The organism is Paenibacillus sp. FSL W7-1279, assembly GCF_037969845.1.
Lineage (GTDB): Bacteria > Bacillota > Bacilli > Paenibacillales > Paenibacillaceae > Paenibacillus_AQ.
The window spans coordinates 7,115,325-7,132,571 of sequence record NZ_CP150215.1; the positions used below are offsets into that span (position 1 = coordinate 7,115,325).

11 protein-coding genes are annotated in these 17,247 nt (G+C 52.6%); 5 read left to right on the forward strand and 6 right to left on the reverse strand.

Annotated features, from left to right (window positions below; translation table 11 throughout):
- Positions 1 to 289 precede the first annotated feature (289 nt).
- From MKY82_RS32240 to MKY82_RS32260, 5 genes are all read left to right on the forward strand, one after another.
- A complete protein-coding gene (locus MKY82_RS32240) occupies positions 290 to 1,141 on the forward strand; it encodes a lipoate--protein ligase family protein (RefSeq protein ID WP_339295084.1) in 852 nt (283 codons plus the stop codon).
- A 761-nt stretch (positions 1,142 to 1,902) separates the two neighbouring features.
- Entirely contained in the window at positions 1,903 to 3,528 is a 1,626-nt protein-coding gene (locus tag MKY82_RS32245) for an alkaline phosphatase PhoX (RefSeq protein ID WP_339296734.1), read from the forward strand.
- A 24-nt stretch (positions 3,529 to 3,552) separates the two neighbouring features.
- Positions 3,553 to 3,774 carry a twin-arginine translocase TatA/TatE family subunit gene (tatA, locus tag MKY82_RS32250; RefSeq protein WP_071218765.1) on the forward strand — a complete coding sequence of 74 codons (222 nt, stop codon included), beginning with the start codon at positions 3,553 to 3,555 and terminating at the stop codon, positions 3,772 to 3,774.
- Complete coding sequence (gene tatC, locus MKY82_RS32255) at positions 3,731 to 4,504, forward strand: twin-arginine translocase subunit TatC (protein WP_220687566.1); 774 nt, start codon at positions 3,731 to 3,733, stop codon at positions 4,502 to 4,504. Before tatA ends, tatC begins: the two co-directional genes overlap by 44 nt.
- A 768-nt stretch (positions 4,505 to 5,272) precedes the next feature.
- Positions 5,273 to 7,573 carry a helix-turn-helix domain-containing protein gene (locus MKY82_RS32260; protein ID WP_194540032.1) on the forward strand — a complete coding sequence of 767 codons (2,301 nt, stop codon included), beginning with the start codon at positions 5,273 to 5,275 and terminating at the stop codon, positions 7,571 to 7,573.
- A 191-nt stretch (positions 7,574 to 7,764) separates the two neighbouring features.
- Here the strand turns inward: MKY82_RS32260 and MKY82_RS32265 are convergent, their stop codons facing one another.
- The 6 genes from MKY82_RS32265 to MKY82_RS32290 all read right to left on the reverse strand — a co-directional run bounded on the left by MKY82_RS32265 (position 7,765) and on the right by MKY82_RS32290 (position 17,221).
- Positions 7,765 to 8,811, reverse strand: a complete 1,047-nt coding sequence (locus tag MKY82_RS32265; protein ID WP_339295085.1) for a glycoside hydrolase family 18 protein — start codon at positions 8,809 to 8,811, stop codon at positions 7,765 to 7,767.
- Between the two features lie 21 nt (positions 8,812 to 8,832).
- Entirely contained in the window at positions 8,833 to 11,451 is a 2,619-nt protein-coding gene (locus tag MKY82_RS32270) for a transglutaminase domain-containing protein (protein ID WP_339295086.1), read from the reverse strand.
- Between the two features lie 8 nt (positions 11,452 to 11,459).
- The gene (locus tag MKY82_RS32275) at positions 11,460 to 12,482 is read right to left on the reverse strand and encodes a carbohydrate-binding family 9-like protein (RefSeq protein WP_194540035.1); all 1,023 of its coding nucleotides are present in this window, start codon (positions 12,480 to 12,482) and stop codon (positions 11,460 to 11,462) included.
- 63 nt (positions 12,483 to 12,545) lie between these two features.
- A complete protein-coding gene (locus MKY82_RS32280) occupies positions 12,546 to 13,832 on the reverse strand; it encodes an alpha-L-fucosidase (RefSeq protein WP_339295087.1) in 1,287 nt (428 codons plus the stop codon).
- A gap of 245 nt (positions 13,833 to 14,077) precedes the next feature.
- Complete coding sequence (locus tag MKY82_RS32285; protein WP_339295088.1) at positions 14,078 to 15,463, reverse strand: alpha-L-fucosidase; 1,386 nt, start codon at positions 15,461 to 15,463, stop codon at positions 14,078 to 14,080.
- Positions 15,464 to 15,610: 147 nt separating this feature from the next.
- Positions 15,611 to 17,221 carry an extracellular solute-binding protein gene (locus MKY82_RS32290; protein ID WP_071218757.1) on the reverse strand — a complete coding sequence of 537 codons (1,611 nt, stop codon included), beginning with the start codon at positions 17,219 to 17,221 and terminating at the stop codon, positions 15,611 to 15,613.
- Between the last annotated feature and the right edge of the window lie 26 nt (positions 17,222 to 17,247).

A 17,247-nucleotide genomic window follows, 5' to 3' on the forward strand; every position in this document is an offset into this window, starting at 1 on the left:
ATTCCCAGATGACAGACCGCGTTTAGAGGAAGTTTTTCTTGCGATATCAGGAAGCTACAAGCTTGAAAGTTTATACTTTCTGGTATCTTAACAAAAACGTCATTCGACGTACATTCTCAGATGACAGACCGCGTTTAGTTGATGTATTTCTCGCCGGCCAGGCTCGCCGCTTCCGTATGAATTTATGGTATGCTATCCAAAGAAAATAACGATCGGGCCCCCCCTCGGAAGACAAATTTCTTCCATGGTCTTGTGCACGATCCGCATGTTAGAGGAGGCGCAAGAAAGCGTGAATATTCCGCTGTCACTACCTGAAGATCAACCCGTTCTGCTGCTCGACCGGACCCATGATTTAGCGCACCAGGACGTACTGTACCATTTTGCGCTGGACGAGCTCCTGTGCAGGCTGACCGGAGATGGCGGGCCTGCCATCTGTCATCTGTGGCGGCATCCGCGCGCCTTTGTGATGGGCGTGCGCGACAGCCGCCTCCCTTATGCGCCGCAAGGGGAAGCCATGCTTCGCTCTCTCGGCTATGACACCGCCGTCCGCCATTCGGGCGGTGCTGCCGTACCCTTGGACGCTGGCGTGGTGAACCTGTCCCTCATCCTCCCCTTTTCCTCTGCGGGACCGGCAACTGACTTTCATCAGGACTTTGAAATCATGGTGGAGCTGATCCGGGAAGCCCTCCGCGGCACCGGGCAGAACGTAGATACCGGCGAAATTGCCGGTGCCTTCTGTCCGGGAACGTTCGATTTAAGCATAGGCGGCCTTAAATTCTGCGGTATTGCCCAGCGGCGGCAACGTAAAGCGTTCATTATCCAAGCTTTTATCATCGCCGAAGGGTCAGGCAGCGAGCGCGCCCGGCTGGTTCGTTCCTTCTATAATATTGCCGCTGCGGGAGCAGACCCCAAGCAGCATCCTCTGGTAGAAGCCAACAGCACCGCCAGTCTTGAAGAGCTTACGAGTATCGGCACCGGCCAGAACGCCGTGCACACGTTTATAGCCGCGGTAAAAGAGGTCATTCGCAGCTGGCAGTCAGGCAAGGAGCTGACAGAAGCCGCTTCCAGGTTTACGATGCCAGGCTCTGAGGAGATTCGTAATATGGCTGAGCAAATGCGGCAGCGGTATAACCTTAATTAAACATAATAAAGAACCATATAGGCTGATTAATCAGTCTGTATGGTTCTTTATATTCTTTCATTTTGTAGTACTAACGGGAGCATGCAACAGTTCTTGCAGTTCTTGCTGTTCTTGCAGAATATCTAAGAGATGTATAAATTAACTAATGGACACTGGATCCGTTATTTCAAAAAAAACAGCAACTTTCCCCGTACTTCCGGACTCAGAATCCGCTATCTACTATAAATACCACGATTAACAGCCATATTCTATGTAATAACGGATCTGGTGTCCTCATGTAACCCCCAACTCACCAATCGTGGCGTAATAGCGGAACCTCTGTCCTCAAATCATCGCAACTGTTGACACACTCATGAAGGGTCTGGTATTCCGCGGACCAATAAACCGCGCACTATCGATACCATCCGTTCATCGATACAATCCGTCCATCAATCCATTCGCGTCCTTCGGTTCATTCTATCCGTCCGACACAGCAGGTTGATCGTAACGAATCGATCGGCCGTTCAGTCGATCCCCCCACAACCCATCCATCATTTTAATCCAATCTATTCACCATAGGACCCAAATAACTGAATCTGTTCATTTTGGCACCATCATCTGGCAGTTAGGCCAAGCTATTAAAATTAGAACCGTGTATCATACCTGGATTACTTTATTTTTACAATTCCACCATTCACCGATGATATTCCCTTAACACTTCCCCTATAAACTTGTCCTGATGGCAATTTATACATTAGGGGTGGATAAGCTTGAATAAAACGATGGACCGCAAAACGTTTCTGTCTTATCTGGGTACGGGCGCAACCGCATTGGCAGCCGCTTCCGCAGGCTTAGGCGTACTGGAAGGAAAGGCCTCCGCCATCTCCGGAACCGCAAATCATCTGTTCGGATTCAAAACGAATCGGGTCAGCGGCTACTTCGAGCCAATCGAACCAACCAAAGCAGACCAGCTCGTCCTGCCTAAAAACTTTAAATATGATGTCATTGCGGCTTTCGATGACGTGATCAATCCGGCTGGCGAAAAATTCGGCTCCGGCTGCGATTACAACGCATTTTTCCCGATTAAGGGCTCCAATGTCCGCGGCCTCCTGGTCAACAATCACGAGTACTCCACCATCTTCTCGATCGGCCCTGTGAAGGATGGGAAGATGACGGCAGATCAAATCCATAAAAACCTGTATTACCAAGGCATGTCGGTCATTGAAGTATACCGTGACGAGAAGGGTGTATGGAAAATGGACACCACCTCCACTCATGCCCGCCGCATCAACGGCTTCAGCAAATTCGATATCACCGGCCCGGCCAAAGGCATCCCTGCCCTGAAAGGCGCCACGACGGCTACCGGTACGTTCGCCAACTGCTCCGGCGGCGTCACGCTGTGGAACACGGTCTTGTCCTGCGAAGAGAACTTCGAGGACACCGCGGCCGTTTCGAACCTGCCGGATACGCATTACGGCTGGGTCGTCGAAGTCGATCCATTCGATAAATCCTTCCTGAAGAAGCACACCGCCCTCGGTAGATTCAATCATGAGAATACCGCCATGGGACTTGCCGCAGACGGCCGGGTCGTTGTCTATATGGGCGACGACAAGAAGGATGCCTGCGTCTATAAATTCATCAGCAACAACAAGTATGACAAGAGCAAAGGCCGTGCCAATTCCGCGCTTCTGGAAGACGGAACCCTGTACGTTGCCAACCTGAAGTCAGGCAAATGGATGCCGGTCACCTTGGAAGCTGTAAACAAGGCCGCCGCAGAAGATAAAGAGGCCCAAGCTAAGTTCAAATCCCAAGGCGATGTAGTCACTTACTGTCAGGAAGCTGCGCGTCTTGTCGGCGGAACACCGACGGACCGTCCGGAGGACATCGAAATCTCGCCGTTTGATAACACGGTGTTTGTCTGCCATACGAACAACGACAATCATGGCAACATTCATGGCCATATTACACGCATTTTTGAAGCGGGCAACGATCTGGCCGCGATGGAGTTCGACTTTGAAATCTTTGCCGCCGGCGGACGCCAATCCGGCTTCAGCTCGCCGGACAACCTGGCGTTCGATTCAAACGGCGATCTGTGGGTTGTAACGGACATCTCCAGCAGCAGCCAGAACAAAGGTGTTCACAAATCCTTTATGAACAACGGACTGTTTGTAATTCCAACAAGCGGGCCGGATCAAGGAGTCGCGCTTCAATTCGCCTCCGGTCCGGTAGAGTCCGAGCTTACCGGCCCATTCTTCACCCCCGACGAGCAGACGCTCTTCCTGTCCGTTCAGCACCCGGGCGAGAATACGGAGGACCTGAGCAAACCAACCAGCACATGGCCACACCGCTCCGGCGAAAACATGGCGCGCTGCGCTGTCGTGGCAATTAGCGGCTTCAAACTGGAATAATACCAATCGAAAGGAGCGAGGATCATGCCGTTTGGCAATATCGGAATTGGCGGTTTAATTCTTATCTTGATTATCGCACTCATCATATTCGGTCCATCCAAGCTTCCTGAGCTCGGTCGCGCATTCGGGCGGACCTTAAGCGAATTCAAGGGCGCAACCCGTGGCTTGATGAACGGAGACGACGAGAATGGAAAAAAAGACGATGCTCCGCAACCTGCTGCAGCGGTCAATAAGCAGAACAGCTAATCCGAACGACCAGAGCGCGATCGAGCATCTGGAAGAAATGCGGAAGCGCCTGATCCGCACGCTGATTGCGTTTCTCGTCGCAATGGTGGCTGCTTTCATCTACGTCGAGAAGATCTATCACTGGCTGGTACGAGGTATGGACAAGCAGCTCGTTCTGCTCGGTCCCTCCGAAGTCATGTGGGTGTATATGATCATTGCGGGCGTTGTGGCCGTCACCGTCACACTTCCTATTGCCGCTTATCAAATATGGCGGTTCGTGCAGCCGGCGCTGCCGGATGGGACTCACCGCTCGGCCGTACTGCTCATTCCCGTAATCAGCGTGTTATTCGTTGCCGGCATCTGCTTTGGATACTTCGTGCTGTTCCCGATGGTGCTGGAGTTCATGCAGCGTATGGCCGAAGGGGCATTCCAAACGATGTACACCGCGCAAAAATACTTCACGTTCATGATTCATATGACCGTTCCATTCGGATTCCTGTTCGAAATGCCCGCCATCGTCGTTTTTCTGACGAAGCTCGGCATCGTGAATCCGCATCGGCTGGCCAAGATGCGCAAATCAGCCTACTTCCTGCTCTGCATCGTGGCCGTCACTATTACGCCGCCGGATATCATGTCCGATTTGATCGTGATCGTCCCGCTGTTCCTGCTGTACGAAATCAGCGTTTCGATCTCCAGATTCATCTATCGCAAGCAGCTGCAGCTCTCTCAAGCAGAGGGCAGCGCAACCTAATACACGTCCGTTTCCCCCGATGCAGGACGGAACCTTGAAGAACCCGTGACTGACAACCTAAGCAAGCAGGTTGTCAGTCACGGGTTCTCTTTTATATTCGTCACGTTAGATAATGTGACGCCAATTATGAGGTATCTAGTAAAAATGGATTGACACCTTGGATACATTGCTATAGTTTTACTTTATAGTAAAGAATTCATCTTATATATCACGACGATTATGTATTATATCCTAGGATATCTTCCATATTGAGTATAATTTGTCATATATATGTTATGAATAATTACATTCGAATCATCTACCGAAATCCCTTGGCTCCATCCTTTGCCTCTCCTATTCATCTGCATCCATGGGCTCGTTACATCAATCCCTGAGCTGAGACTTTTGGCATGATTCCACTTATTTTTAGAAATGATCCATTGATTTATTAGTCGAGTTCTCCTAGTATTTTTAGTAGACACATCTAACGGTTTGGCATTTGGGCCATCACTTCGCCGTCATTTATGATAGCGCTACCAGTTTCTACAAGAAAAAACGACTATCGACTTTCATTCTAGAGAAGACAGACCGCGTTTAGATGTTGTTTTTCTTGTGATATCAGGCAGGCCATGCTCTAAGTTTAAGACTTCTGATATCTTAAAGAAACACGTCTATTAACGGACTTTACACAATACAGACTGCGATTAGAGGAAGTTTTTCTTGCGATTATAGAATTTGTTCAGTTTCAAATCTTATCATTCTATAATCTAAAAACGGGAGGTTGCAGATATGAAATGGAATCACTTCAAGTCCAAGCTTCTGCTTAAATACACACTGTCCTACATCTCCATTTTTCTGATACCTCTTGTTATATTAACTATTATTATTTATCACAATGCCGTGAATACACTCCGTTCCGAGATCGAGCAGACCAACGTCAATCAATTGACCCAGGCTAAAACGGTCATCGATGAGCGCATGAAAGAACTGCAGGACATTGCCTTTCGAATCGCCTACGATGAGCAGTTGACCCGTTATTGGACTCACCATCCCTATTACAGCCGCGAATCTATCGGGGCCTTGGTCAAATACAAAGCCACCAGTTCCATCATTGATGAGCTGTTCCTGTTCTTCCGCGGGGATAACAGCATTTATTCGTCACAGGGCTTTGAGAATCTGAACGTCTTCACCGACCGCTACAAATTCAACAGCTGGAACGAAACGGAGATGGTCCGCGATTTAAACTCCGTCCCGATTCCGACCATGCGTCCGGCGGAGCAAGTGGTTCAGGGAACCAAAATCCAAAATTCCATGCTGGCCTACCTTGTGCCGATCGCACCTAACAATACGCCCGCCCATGGAACCGTCATGTACCTGATTCATGAATCCAATCTGACCGGATTGATCGACTCCATCCTCAGCGACTACCATGGGATGACTTATATATTCGATAACTACGGGCAAGTGCTGGCCGCCAACTACCAAGGCGAAACCATTACCGAGCAGGAAGTCAGCGCACTGTTCGCGCTTGAGCCCGGAACGCACAGCCTTTCCTTGAACCAAGAGCCGCATTCGGTTGTATCCGTCAAATCCGATGCGGGCTGGACTTATGTCACCGCGATGCCAAGCAATCAATTTTTCAGCCGCATCGTTCATATTCGTACCTTTGTAATTCTGGTATTCTCCTTCGTGGTGGTGATGGGCACCATTCTTGCTATTATGCTGGCCCGCAGACAATACCATCCGATTTCAGACTTAATGGAGTTCATCCGGTTGAAGAATGACCCGGAACCGTCCACATCCAGCAACGAACTGGAATGGATCAAGAAAACGCTGCACGACTACAGCCAGCGCGTCGATCTCCAAGAGCCCTATGCGCGGAATCATATTCTGCTCATGCTGCTGAAGCATGGCCATACCGGTGAATTCCCCTTCGAATTCACCGAGAAGCTGGGCATTCGCTTCAGCCGGTCCCATTATTTTGTCGTGACCATGGGGTGGGAGTCGCACGCCCTTCCCATTGGCGACAATCCGGAGCGGCGGCCCGTGATGCAGTTAATGAACGATGTGGACCTGCCGGCCTTCTCCGCCTATGCCTTTGGAGTGGAGCTTCCACAGCCCGATCAGCTGGCCCTCATTGTAGGATTCGATGCGGAAACCGGGCATGAAGCGAGCCTTAACGCCCGTATGGAGCCGATCGCCCTTGCCCTGCAATCGATGGCGGCAGAGCACACAGGCGTCTCTCCTGCGATCGGGGTAGGCAACCGCTACAGTTATCCGGAGCAGCTAAATCAATCCTTCATTGAAGCATCAACCGCTTTGGAGGCATCCATGCTGCACGGACAGGGCAGCAGCACCTTCTTTAACGCGCTTTCCGGTTCCGGCGCACAGGATTCATCCTTCTGGGTCCCTAAGGATGTGCTGCTGAAGCTGGTTCAGAGCTTGAAACAGGGCAGTTACGACGTGGCGGTTCAGATGGTATCCACCGCATTGAATAACCTGAAGACGGAAATGCCGTCCGTACCGCTGCTGCGCTGCATCTGCTTCGATATTCTGAATACGATGCTGAAGACGGCCTCGGAGCTTGGCATCCATCATGTGGTCAATCAGCTGCCGCGTGTCACTTCCTATGACTCGCTGGAGGATTTGGAGAAGAAGCTGGCAGGCCTTGCCGCTGAAATCTGCGCCCATGTCGAGGCGAAGAGCGAGACGGAAGAAAGCTCCCTGATGGACGAAATCGTCGCTTATATCGACGCCAATTTTACGGATTATGACCTCAGTCTGGGTACGATCTCGTCTAAATTCTCCATCTCTTCATCGTATTTCAGCCGTTCCTTCAAGGAGAAGATCGGCATGAACTTCACCCAGTACATCTGGCAGAAACGGATGGACGAGGTGATCCGACTGCTGCTGCACACCACCGATCCATTAAAGGATATCATCACCCGGGTCGGTTACCTGGACACGCCGAACTTCATCCGCAAATTCAAGAAAGAGACGGGATACACGCCCGGTCAATACCGCAAAATGCATAGCCCCGACAGCGCCGCCGTTTCCACGGATGACGACGACGAGGAGTATATCGGGTAAACCGATTTGGACGATTGGCCTGAAGGAGTATATCGGATAACGGTTTCGGACAATGGCTAAGAAGTGTGCATCCGGTAGCGGTTCCGCCGCATAAATAGAAACCTCCCCTGAGCGGCACTGTTCAGGGGAGGTTTTCGTATGTTTTAAACTCATATCCGAGTCATCATATCCACAGGGACCCGTCACTATTCCTATTTACCTGCTAAATTGTCTTGAAGTCCTTGATGCATAGCACCCAACAGGCGATGGGTCGAATCACACCCGTATTCCCAGAACATGATCCCAGCCAAGCCTTGTTCCTTCACATAATCGCATTTGCACTGAATCGATTCCTCATCGTCATATGAAATCAGGCTGGAGCCATTAAAGAGGTACGGTGCACAGGCTTCCTCATCCCAATAACGAATGTAGCCGTTCTTGTTGATGTAATCCGCAGCCAGCTCGGCGAAGGCCGGCCCATAACCGCCCGTGCTGCCGGCCATTTGGTGAAGGCCGTGGTTTCGGTCCGGAACCTCGTTCCATACACGGGAATAGAATGCGGCACCAATGACGATCTTCTCCTTCGGAACACCGGCGCGAACGAACAGGTTCACGGAAGCATCCGTGCTGATTCGGAACAGATCACCGGTTGGCGTGTACAGATTCGTATGATGTCCGGTCAGAACCTGAAACCCGCCGCGCATATCATAGGTCATCAGCTGAACGAAATCGAGGTACTGCTGCACCTCAGCCATCTCCGTACCGTCTACATAGTACTGGTCAGCCCCTGCCGCTATCGTGAGCAGATAATGACGGCCATCCCGGGAGCCCTTGGCATCCAGCGCCTCCCGGATCGTCTTCAGCAGCAGGGTGAAATTCCGTTTATCATCAGGACTCGACCCTATGCCAGCCTCACCGTAACAAGGATACTCCCAGTCCAGATCGATCCCGTCAAAAGGGTATTCCTCCAGCACCCGTACGGCGGAGGCAGCCATGCGCGCCCTTCCGCCTTCGGTTGAGGCGGCTTCTGAGAAACCACCGGCGCTCCAGCCGCCAACAGACAGAAGCACCGTAAGATTCGGGTGATCCCTTTTGATGTTCCGGACAACTTCGCCATTCTTCAAATGCTCGGTGGTGATCTCATCATTCTTGACATGACCGAAGGCTACGTTCAGATGCGTCAACTTCAGCAGATCCTCGTGCGTCATGTCCGGAAGAACCGAATCGACGGCGTAACCCGCCACAATATACATCGTCATTACTCTTCACTCCGATCCCTTCTAGGGTTGTAATATCGCGGTCGCAATCTGCAGGGCTTCCTTCCCGGTGCCGATCTTATATCCGGAAGCCGAATAACGGATTTGATCCTCACTGTCCAGGACGAACAGATGAGGATAACTTGCTTCATGGGCTGCTGGATTCGGGATGAAGCCCGACAAGGAAGCATAACTGGAATCCCGTACAAAAACGGTGCGTGCCGGCAGCTTCGGATAGCTTGCCGGATCAAAGGAAGCCGTCCACTCCGCATTCCCGATTATCAGCACAATCGGCAGGCCCAGCTTATCCAGCGGCTCGGCCAGCTCGCTGAGCTCGCGGAGAAGATGCTTGGTCGGCTCCCGCTCCGGTTCGATCCAGGCAGCAAGAGCACCCTCGGATCCCAGAAGATCTTTAAGATTGGCTCCCGTTCCGTCCAATCGGGTAAGCGTACTGCCCGGAGACAGTGTGCCCAGCACCGGAATGTCAACCGCCGTCTCACGATAGGTCAGCGCCACGCGCGCGGTGTCTCCGGCACGCACGGTAAAGTACGTGAAGCGCACTCTTACCGTTCCGTCCTTCAGCCGGATGCCCGACGTTAGGCGGTACGAACCCGGTTCAACCTCATATGGCTCATCGTAAACATCGGTGCTGCCATAAGGATACACGAGCGTTTTGTACACGCCGTCTTCCAGGCGGGCGAAGGTAAAGTTCTCGGCATAGGATGCAGCCGGCGTGTCCTGCGAGCCTTTCGGATCCCTGAGGAGCTGCAGCATCCCCCAGCTTGAGCTCTCCTGATTCCGCGACGAGTTCAGACGGAAGATTGCCTCTTCCCAGCCTCCAGCACACAAGTACTGCGGCTTCTGCTCGCTCGGATGCAGTCGGGCAGGAATCCCCAGACTGCGGCATACCGCCACAAACAGGATGTCCAGCGACTGTTCGTCTCCCTTCATGAGACTGTATGTGCCCGCCGGATTCCCCTTACCCTTCAGGTTAGGAAGATCGTCTGCATATGCATAACCCTTCTCGAAACGTCCGGCAAGCGCAGAAGGATCCTTCCTGAATGCCGCTGCCTCCGCAGCCGTAAAAGCATCACCAAATACGCGTCGATACGGAACCAGCATTTCATAAGAAACCCGCGGACACAGAATGTACTTCACGAAGGTATCCTCATCCCACTCTCCACGCTGAGCGAGCGCACCCATCAGATGATCATCCAGCGTCTGCCGGAAGGTATCAATCAAATCCTTTTCGTTCAGCGACTCCAGAAGCCGCAGCGGCCACTCGCCATAATCGCCGGTACGCTCCTCCAGGAACGCGGCGATTTCCCTGCTGTTGCCCCTGGCTTTTTGAAGAACGTCCCATACCCGCTCCGGAGGCAGTCCTAGTGACTGACCCAGCGTGAATGCCTCTTCTTCGCTCAGGAATGTACCCTCATATTCGGTCCGGACCTTCGTCCCTTCCTCCAGACGACGGTTATGAGCCCGGATCTTCTCTTCCGGCAGCGCCGACGCGGCATCTCCTTCTCCCTCCGGCGGAGGAACCATATCGAAATCCACAATCCCTGACGGCTGTTCGGATGAATCAAGCACAAATTCGATATGTTCGCCGTCCTGAGTCTTGAACAGGATTTCACTCCATTTGCCGCCGCTGACCGCGCGAACCAAGAGGTCGCCATAACCGGTTTTAAAGGAAGCCTTCCCTTCCTCATCGGTCTTGATTTCGGCAATCGGGTAAAATTCAGCCATATTATACAGCTCAAATCGAACGCTTGCGCCGGATACGGGCTCTCCCTGCTTATCCTTCACGCTGACGTAAAGGGTGCGGGCCGGCGCATAGTTCTCCAGTAAATTAATCTCTGTAAATCCCTTTTCATTGAGGGTAATATCCTCCGGTCCGGGATAATCGGCAAAAATTCGCGTATTGATCAGCATCGCCCTGCGGGCCGGCGGACTGAACCAGCCTTGATTCAGACGGGCCTCCGGTTCGCATGCCCCGATGTAATACCACTGGCCGTCCGCCCATGCTTCCACCCAGGCATGGTTGCTGTCGCAATGTGCCCAGCGCGGCGTATAAACCTGACGCGCGGGGATCCCGATGCTTCGAAGCGCGGCCACCGCCAGCGTGGACTCCTCGCCGCAGCGTCCGCGTGCGTTCCGGATCATCGTCAGCGGCGAAATCGTCCGCAGATCGCTGCCGATATAGGTCGCCTTCTCATGACACCAATAATTAGTTTCCAATATGGCATCCGCCATCGATAACTTCGCCGTCCGTTCGGCCAGTTCGTTGTAGAGAATACCGCGGAAGTCCTCAATATTCTCCGTATTGACCCGGTAAGGAAGCACAAAATGCAGGAACAGATGATCCGGCACACGCTCGCCCCAAGGCACGCGCTTACGGATGTCCAATGCTTGACGCACATGACTCAAGAACAATTCCCCATCATAGTCGGCCATGTCGTTCACCGGCATGTAGGCAAATAAATATTTCAGGGCCCAAGTTTCTTCTTCGGTCAGCTCCTGCTCAAAAACATGAAACAGCTGATCTTTGCGGGCTTCCGCAAAGACTACCTTCTCCTGGAACTTTTGCTCGATCCGCTCTTGTGTCTGCGAATCCAGCGAGAACACCGCGGTTTGGCTGGTCATCCTTAAGCTCACTCCTTCCATAGCTTTCCGTCTTCCCGAATGCAGATTAGAGCCGTGCCGTCCGACGAAGGGGCGCTAATCTGGAACAGGCTGCGGGTCGTTTCAATCACAGGCTGGATGCTCCATGAATCCTCGCCCATGAGCTGCTGTGCATCCTTCGTAAATTCACCCTGGGCTTCATAATAATTTCGCTGCCGGTAATAGAGTCTCCGCAGCTCCCACTTGATCCGTTCGTCTTCCGGAAGCGCAAACGGCTGGCGTTCCTCGCCATCGGCGAATACGACGTAACCCCACAGCTCCGGGTAATGCATATTGATGATGCCCATAGGCGACCATACCCAATTGTCCTCCGGATAAGGCTTGCCTGTCTCCGGATTCAGCACCTTGCGATATTCGCCGTCTTGTATCTCGGTCTGCCATTCCACGCGCGAGAAGTTGACGCGCCAGAACTCACCTGGTGCAGGACGGCGGCCGCCTTCGGCACATTCCTTGAGACTAGCCCAAGGAATTGCCACCTCCACGCTCCATTTCCGGTTATCGGCGCCCGGTCGGTTCAGCTCCCCGTCGATAAACACCGCCGTCTTAAGACCGCTGATGTCCCAGCCGTTGACCGGAGGTCCGCCATCCCGGTACGGTTTCACGAGCAGCAAGTCCCACACCGTGTTCAACGCATTGATCTCGAATTCATAATATTGATGGCTGTCTCCGTCCGGATCAATGAATATTTCAAAGTCATTATCATAGAAAATAACCGAATCGCGTTCCGTCAGCGTCGCCCATATCTGATCCTCGATCAGCTCCGCGGCAAAATAAAAATACTCGTCGTCCCACAGCATTTTGACCCGGGTCCGCTTGGCCGGCTTCGGCCTTAGATCCCCCTCGATATCTACGAAATCATCGGTCCACTCCGCCGCATCCCAGAACGCCTTATCCACGCGGCCGTCCAGCACGAGCGGCTGCCCCGCACGCTTGCATATATAATGCTTGGGAGCATACTCAATCCTTGGCTCCGGCACACCACTTCTGTTCATGTCATTCTCTCCGCTTCATGAGGGAGGCTTGGCACCTATTAAGCGCGTCCCTCCCCGTGATGGTTAGTTATGCGTGACAACGGCTCCCGAGCCGCCGTACATCTCCAGCTCTTCGTCAAACTCCAGCTTAAGAACCGTCACCTGCTCATGCGCGTCTTCAGGAGTCATCTTAATCCACGTCGTCCCCGGGATATTGAACCAAGGCACGCCCCCATGGATCTCGTGGGTAAGCTCCTTGCCCGAATGCAGCACGGTAATTTTCTTGATCGGGTTGCACAGCCCCTTGATGCACACATTTTCTTTCGGATCGTCATAGACAAACAGGTACAATGTCTTTCTGTCCTCGGAAATCGTGCTTCCCCCCAGATAATAGCGGGTCATAATGCCTTCGCCCGTTCCGAATACGGCCTCCTCATGGGTCCGGATCCACGCGCCCAGCCCAAGCAGAATGTCCTCCTGCCTTGGATCGATGGTGCCGTCCTCGCGCGGACCGATATCCAGCAGCATATTGCCGCCCATCGAGATGCAGTCGCAGAACATCCGAATGATCTGGTTCAATGATTTGTATTTATGATCGGTCGGCACATAGCCCCACGAACTGTTGATCGTTGTGCAAAATTCCCAAGGCCCCTCCGGTCTCGTGATCGGAATGCCCTGCTCCGGCGTTTTATAATCACCGTGGCCCTGCAGACGTGAGTTGATGATGATATCCGGATTGAAGGATTGCAAGTAATGCTTGAACTCCGGCAGATTCCACTGCTCGGCACTCCGTTCCCAGTCGCCATCGAACCACAGCAGATCCACCTTCCCGTAATTCGTCAAGATCTCCCGCAGCTGGTTGTTATTAAACTCCAGGAATTTCTGCCACTTCTCCTGATCCTGAACACCGTCCACGGGACTGGTGTGCGGGTTGACGCTGTTGAGATCCTCCGGTACCCGGCCTCCTTCAAACACGCTTGGATAATCCGGATGCGACCAATCGATTAGAGAGAAGTACATGCCCAGGTGAATGCCCTTCTCCCTGATCGCTTCCGCATACTCCCGCACGATATCCCGATTGGCCGGCGTCCGCTTGACCACGTTAAGATCGCTGTACTGCGTATCCCACAGCGCAACGCCATCATGGTGCTTCGTTGTCAGCACGGCATACCGGGCGCCGGATTTCTCGATCAAATCGGCCCATTTCTCCGCATTGAATTTCGATGCCGTAAAACCGTCCAGCTGCTTCATGTACTCGTCGTACGTGATCCTCCCGTTATAGAAGGACCAAGATTCCGAGACTCCGTCCACGGCATAGATGCCATAGTGAATGAAGATGCCCAGCTTGGCTTCTTCGAACCATTTCTGCATGTCTGTCCACACCTCTTCTTAAGTCCTTGTACGTGAAAAATACGTTTATGAGGTTGTTCAAAAAGTCCGCTTTTGATCACGAAGCGAATCAGGAAGCAACTCGGCATCGAATCTTGAATTCAGCCGGGCCTTCCGGTGCTCACGTACCCAAAACGTACGCTCCGCTCCTCACCCCCTAGCTTCATCCAACCTTCTCGGTGCTGAAAATCGACCTTTTTGAACACACACTTTATATAACCCGCCTCTTAACGAAACCGCAATACATGCGCGATCGGCGCCAGCCCCTGACGCTCCTGATCCGGAAGTCGGACCGCGACGCCATCGTCCGTGCGGCGATAATCCAGCGCCTCCTGACCCCCGACCAAATCTATGCGGCTGAACGCCGTCTGAATCGGAATGTGCAGCTCCTCAGGAACGGCTTCTTGCTCATTTCGATACAGATAGATGGCGTAGGTGGTATCGTCTTTCTGGGTAAACTGGACCGCGCCGGAGGAATACGGCTCACAGACACGGGTCCCATAGATGGCCTCCCCATAGACTTTCAGCCACTCTCCCATGCCCTTCATTCGTGAAATGGCCGTCTCGGGCAGCCTTCCGTCCGGCTGCGGGCCCACATTGAGCGCTAGATTTCCGCCTTTGGCCACGATCTCGGCCAGCAGGTGAATGAGCTGACGCACCGTTTTGTAACGATCCTCGTAGCGGAAGGAGAAGGAGGTTCCCATCGTGATGCAGCTCTCCCACGGCACATGAAGGGCACGCTCAGGAAGGGTCTGCTCCGGCGTGATCAGATTCTCGTAAGGCCCGCCGACCGTGCGGTCCGCCGAGAGAAGCCAAGGCTGAATCTCACGCGCCTTCTCTACCACTTCGCCCAATCGGATATTCTGGTCCCGGTAATCGTTCACCCAGCCTGCATCCAGCCACAGCACATCGATACGGCCGTAACGGGTCATCAGCTCCATGATCTGCTCATGGGTAAACTGGACAAACTGTTCCCACAGCCAAGGATATTTCTTCGGATCGTAGCTAGGGCCGCGAGAAGTGAAGCTCCCCGCTTCCATTCCCGGCGCCCAGTAGTACGGGGTATGCCAATCAGCCTTGGAGAAATAGGCGGAGATGCCGAGCCCCTTGGCACGGAATGCATCGAACAGCTCCTTCGTAATATCGGCGTGTTTATGCCTATGGAACGGACATTCCGGTCCCGTAACACGGTAATCGGTCGTATGCGTATCCCACATGCAGAATCCGTCATGGTGCTTGGTAGTAAAGTTCAAATATTTGAAGCCGTTATCGGCTGCCAGGTCAGCCCACAGATCAGGCTGAAAGCGAAGCGGGTTGAAGGTCTTGTTCAGATCAAAATACTGCCGCTTAAGCTCCTCCGCATCGATGTCCCAGTCAATGCCGTCTCGCGACCAGTCCGCGTCTTTATCGCTCAGCGCCCAAGATTCAACAAGGCCCAGCTGGGAATACGGCCCCCAGTGCATCATCAAGCCCAGCTTCTGGTCCTTGAACCATTCCAAGCGTTCCAGAAGCAGCGGATCCTCCGGCTTGACCCATTTGTCCTCACTGCTGAAATTGTGCACGCCCTGCTCCACTACCGCTTGCTCTTCCTCAACCAGCTTGTTCTCCGACATGGTGTACCTCCAATAGTCATTTGTTGATAACGATATTTTTGAAGATCATTGGAACGGGCTTCGCCTGCCCCTTAAAAACAATAGCCAACCCCCGGTCATGAAGCGACCGGGATACGTTGGCTCTTTGTTTTTCATATATGCATCTGATTATTGCTCGGCGTTCCAGCGATCATACGCGCCTTGGTAAAGCTCGACGAGACGGTCGCTGCCCATTTTCTTGACTTGTGCGACGTATTTATCCCAATTCTCAAGCGGCTCTTGGCCTGTTACGAATTTGGCTTCCATCTGTTTCACGTACGTTTCCAAATCGGACAACAGCGCAGTTGCCTCGCTCTGCTCTTCATTCGTCAAATAAACGTTAGGGAATGGCGATTTGCCGATCGGCACCAGCTTCTCTTGGTTCTGCTGATCGATCCACTCATCGAATTCGGTGCGAAGACCTTTCGCAACATCCGGATCATTGACGCCAGGTGTCAAAATACCGTAGTTCGGCGTGATTTTGCCGCGATACTCCTCACGATCACCGCCGCCTGGCACTGGGAGCCATTCTTTCACGCGGTTAGCCTCATCCTTGAATTTCCATAGGGTGCCTTCCGGTCCTTGGTTAAACAGCGTAGCGCCTTCATAGCTGTACAGGTAATCGATCCAGCGCATGGTCGCTTCCGGAGCCGGGTTGCTGCTCGAAATGGCGAATGTGCCTCTTGCCGACATACCAGGATGCATGCCATATACCGGAGAGTCGGCGATTTCACTCTTCACCGGCGTCATGAGCGGATGCTCGCTGCTAGGCTCGCCGCCAAGCGTGAAGTACGCATGGTAGTCGTTAAACAGAGCCAGCTGATTGTTTTCTCCCTTGGCTTTTTTCTGATCGCCTGTTTGCGAGAAGGTTTCATGATCCAGCAGTTCTTCCTTCCACAGACGGTTCATGAACGTCAGATAGCCTTTGTAGCCTTCTTCCTGGTAAGGGTAGTGTACTTTCCCATCCTTGTCGGAATAGATGCCTTCGTTGTACATGCCCCAGAAGCCGAAGAAGTACATGCGCAGGTCATCCAGCTTGACGGAAGTCAGCGGAATCTCGTCTTTCTTTCCGTTTCCGTTAGGATCTTCTTCCTTGACGCGTTTCAAGAATGTATATAATTCCTCAGTAGTCTTAGGCTCGGACACGTTGAGCGCTTTTAAGAATTTGCCGTTATACCACATCGGGCCTCTGTACCATACAGCAGCCTTGTCGACGAACGGCAGGGCATACATATGTCCGTCCGGGGTCGTGAAGGATTTGCGGACATCCGGGTTCTCATCCAATATCTTTTTGATGTTCGGTGCATAACCTTCGTCAATGTACTTCTCCAGCGGAATGAGGATGCCTTGGCTGCCGTAAGTTACCTGCTCAGCCGGCTTCAGATCCGCCGCATAGAACATATCGGGCAAATCGCCGCTCGCAAACACCAGATTTTTCTTTGTTTCAAAGCTGTCAATCGGAGAAAGCTGATATTCCAGCTTGATGCCTGACAATTTCTCCATCTCTTGTAGTACGGGCATCGTATTCCAATCGGCTACACCGGCATCCTGTGACATGACCGTCAGCGTGATCGGCTCATCCACAATCGGGAAACCTTCCTTCTTTACCCCTTCCGTGCTGGCTGTCCCGGACGGTGCTGTAGCAGCGCCATCTCCTTTAGGTGAACCACAGGCTGCAAGCATTGTTGCTGAGAGGGTGAGGCAGAGTAAAATAGATGATGCCTTGCGAAGCTTTTTCATGACAACAACTCCCCTTTTTTGGTGTG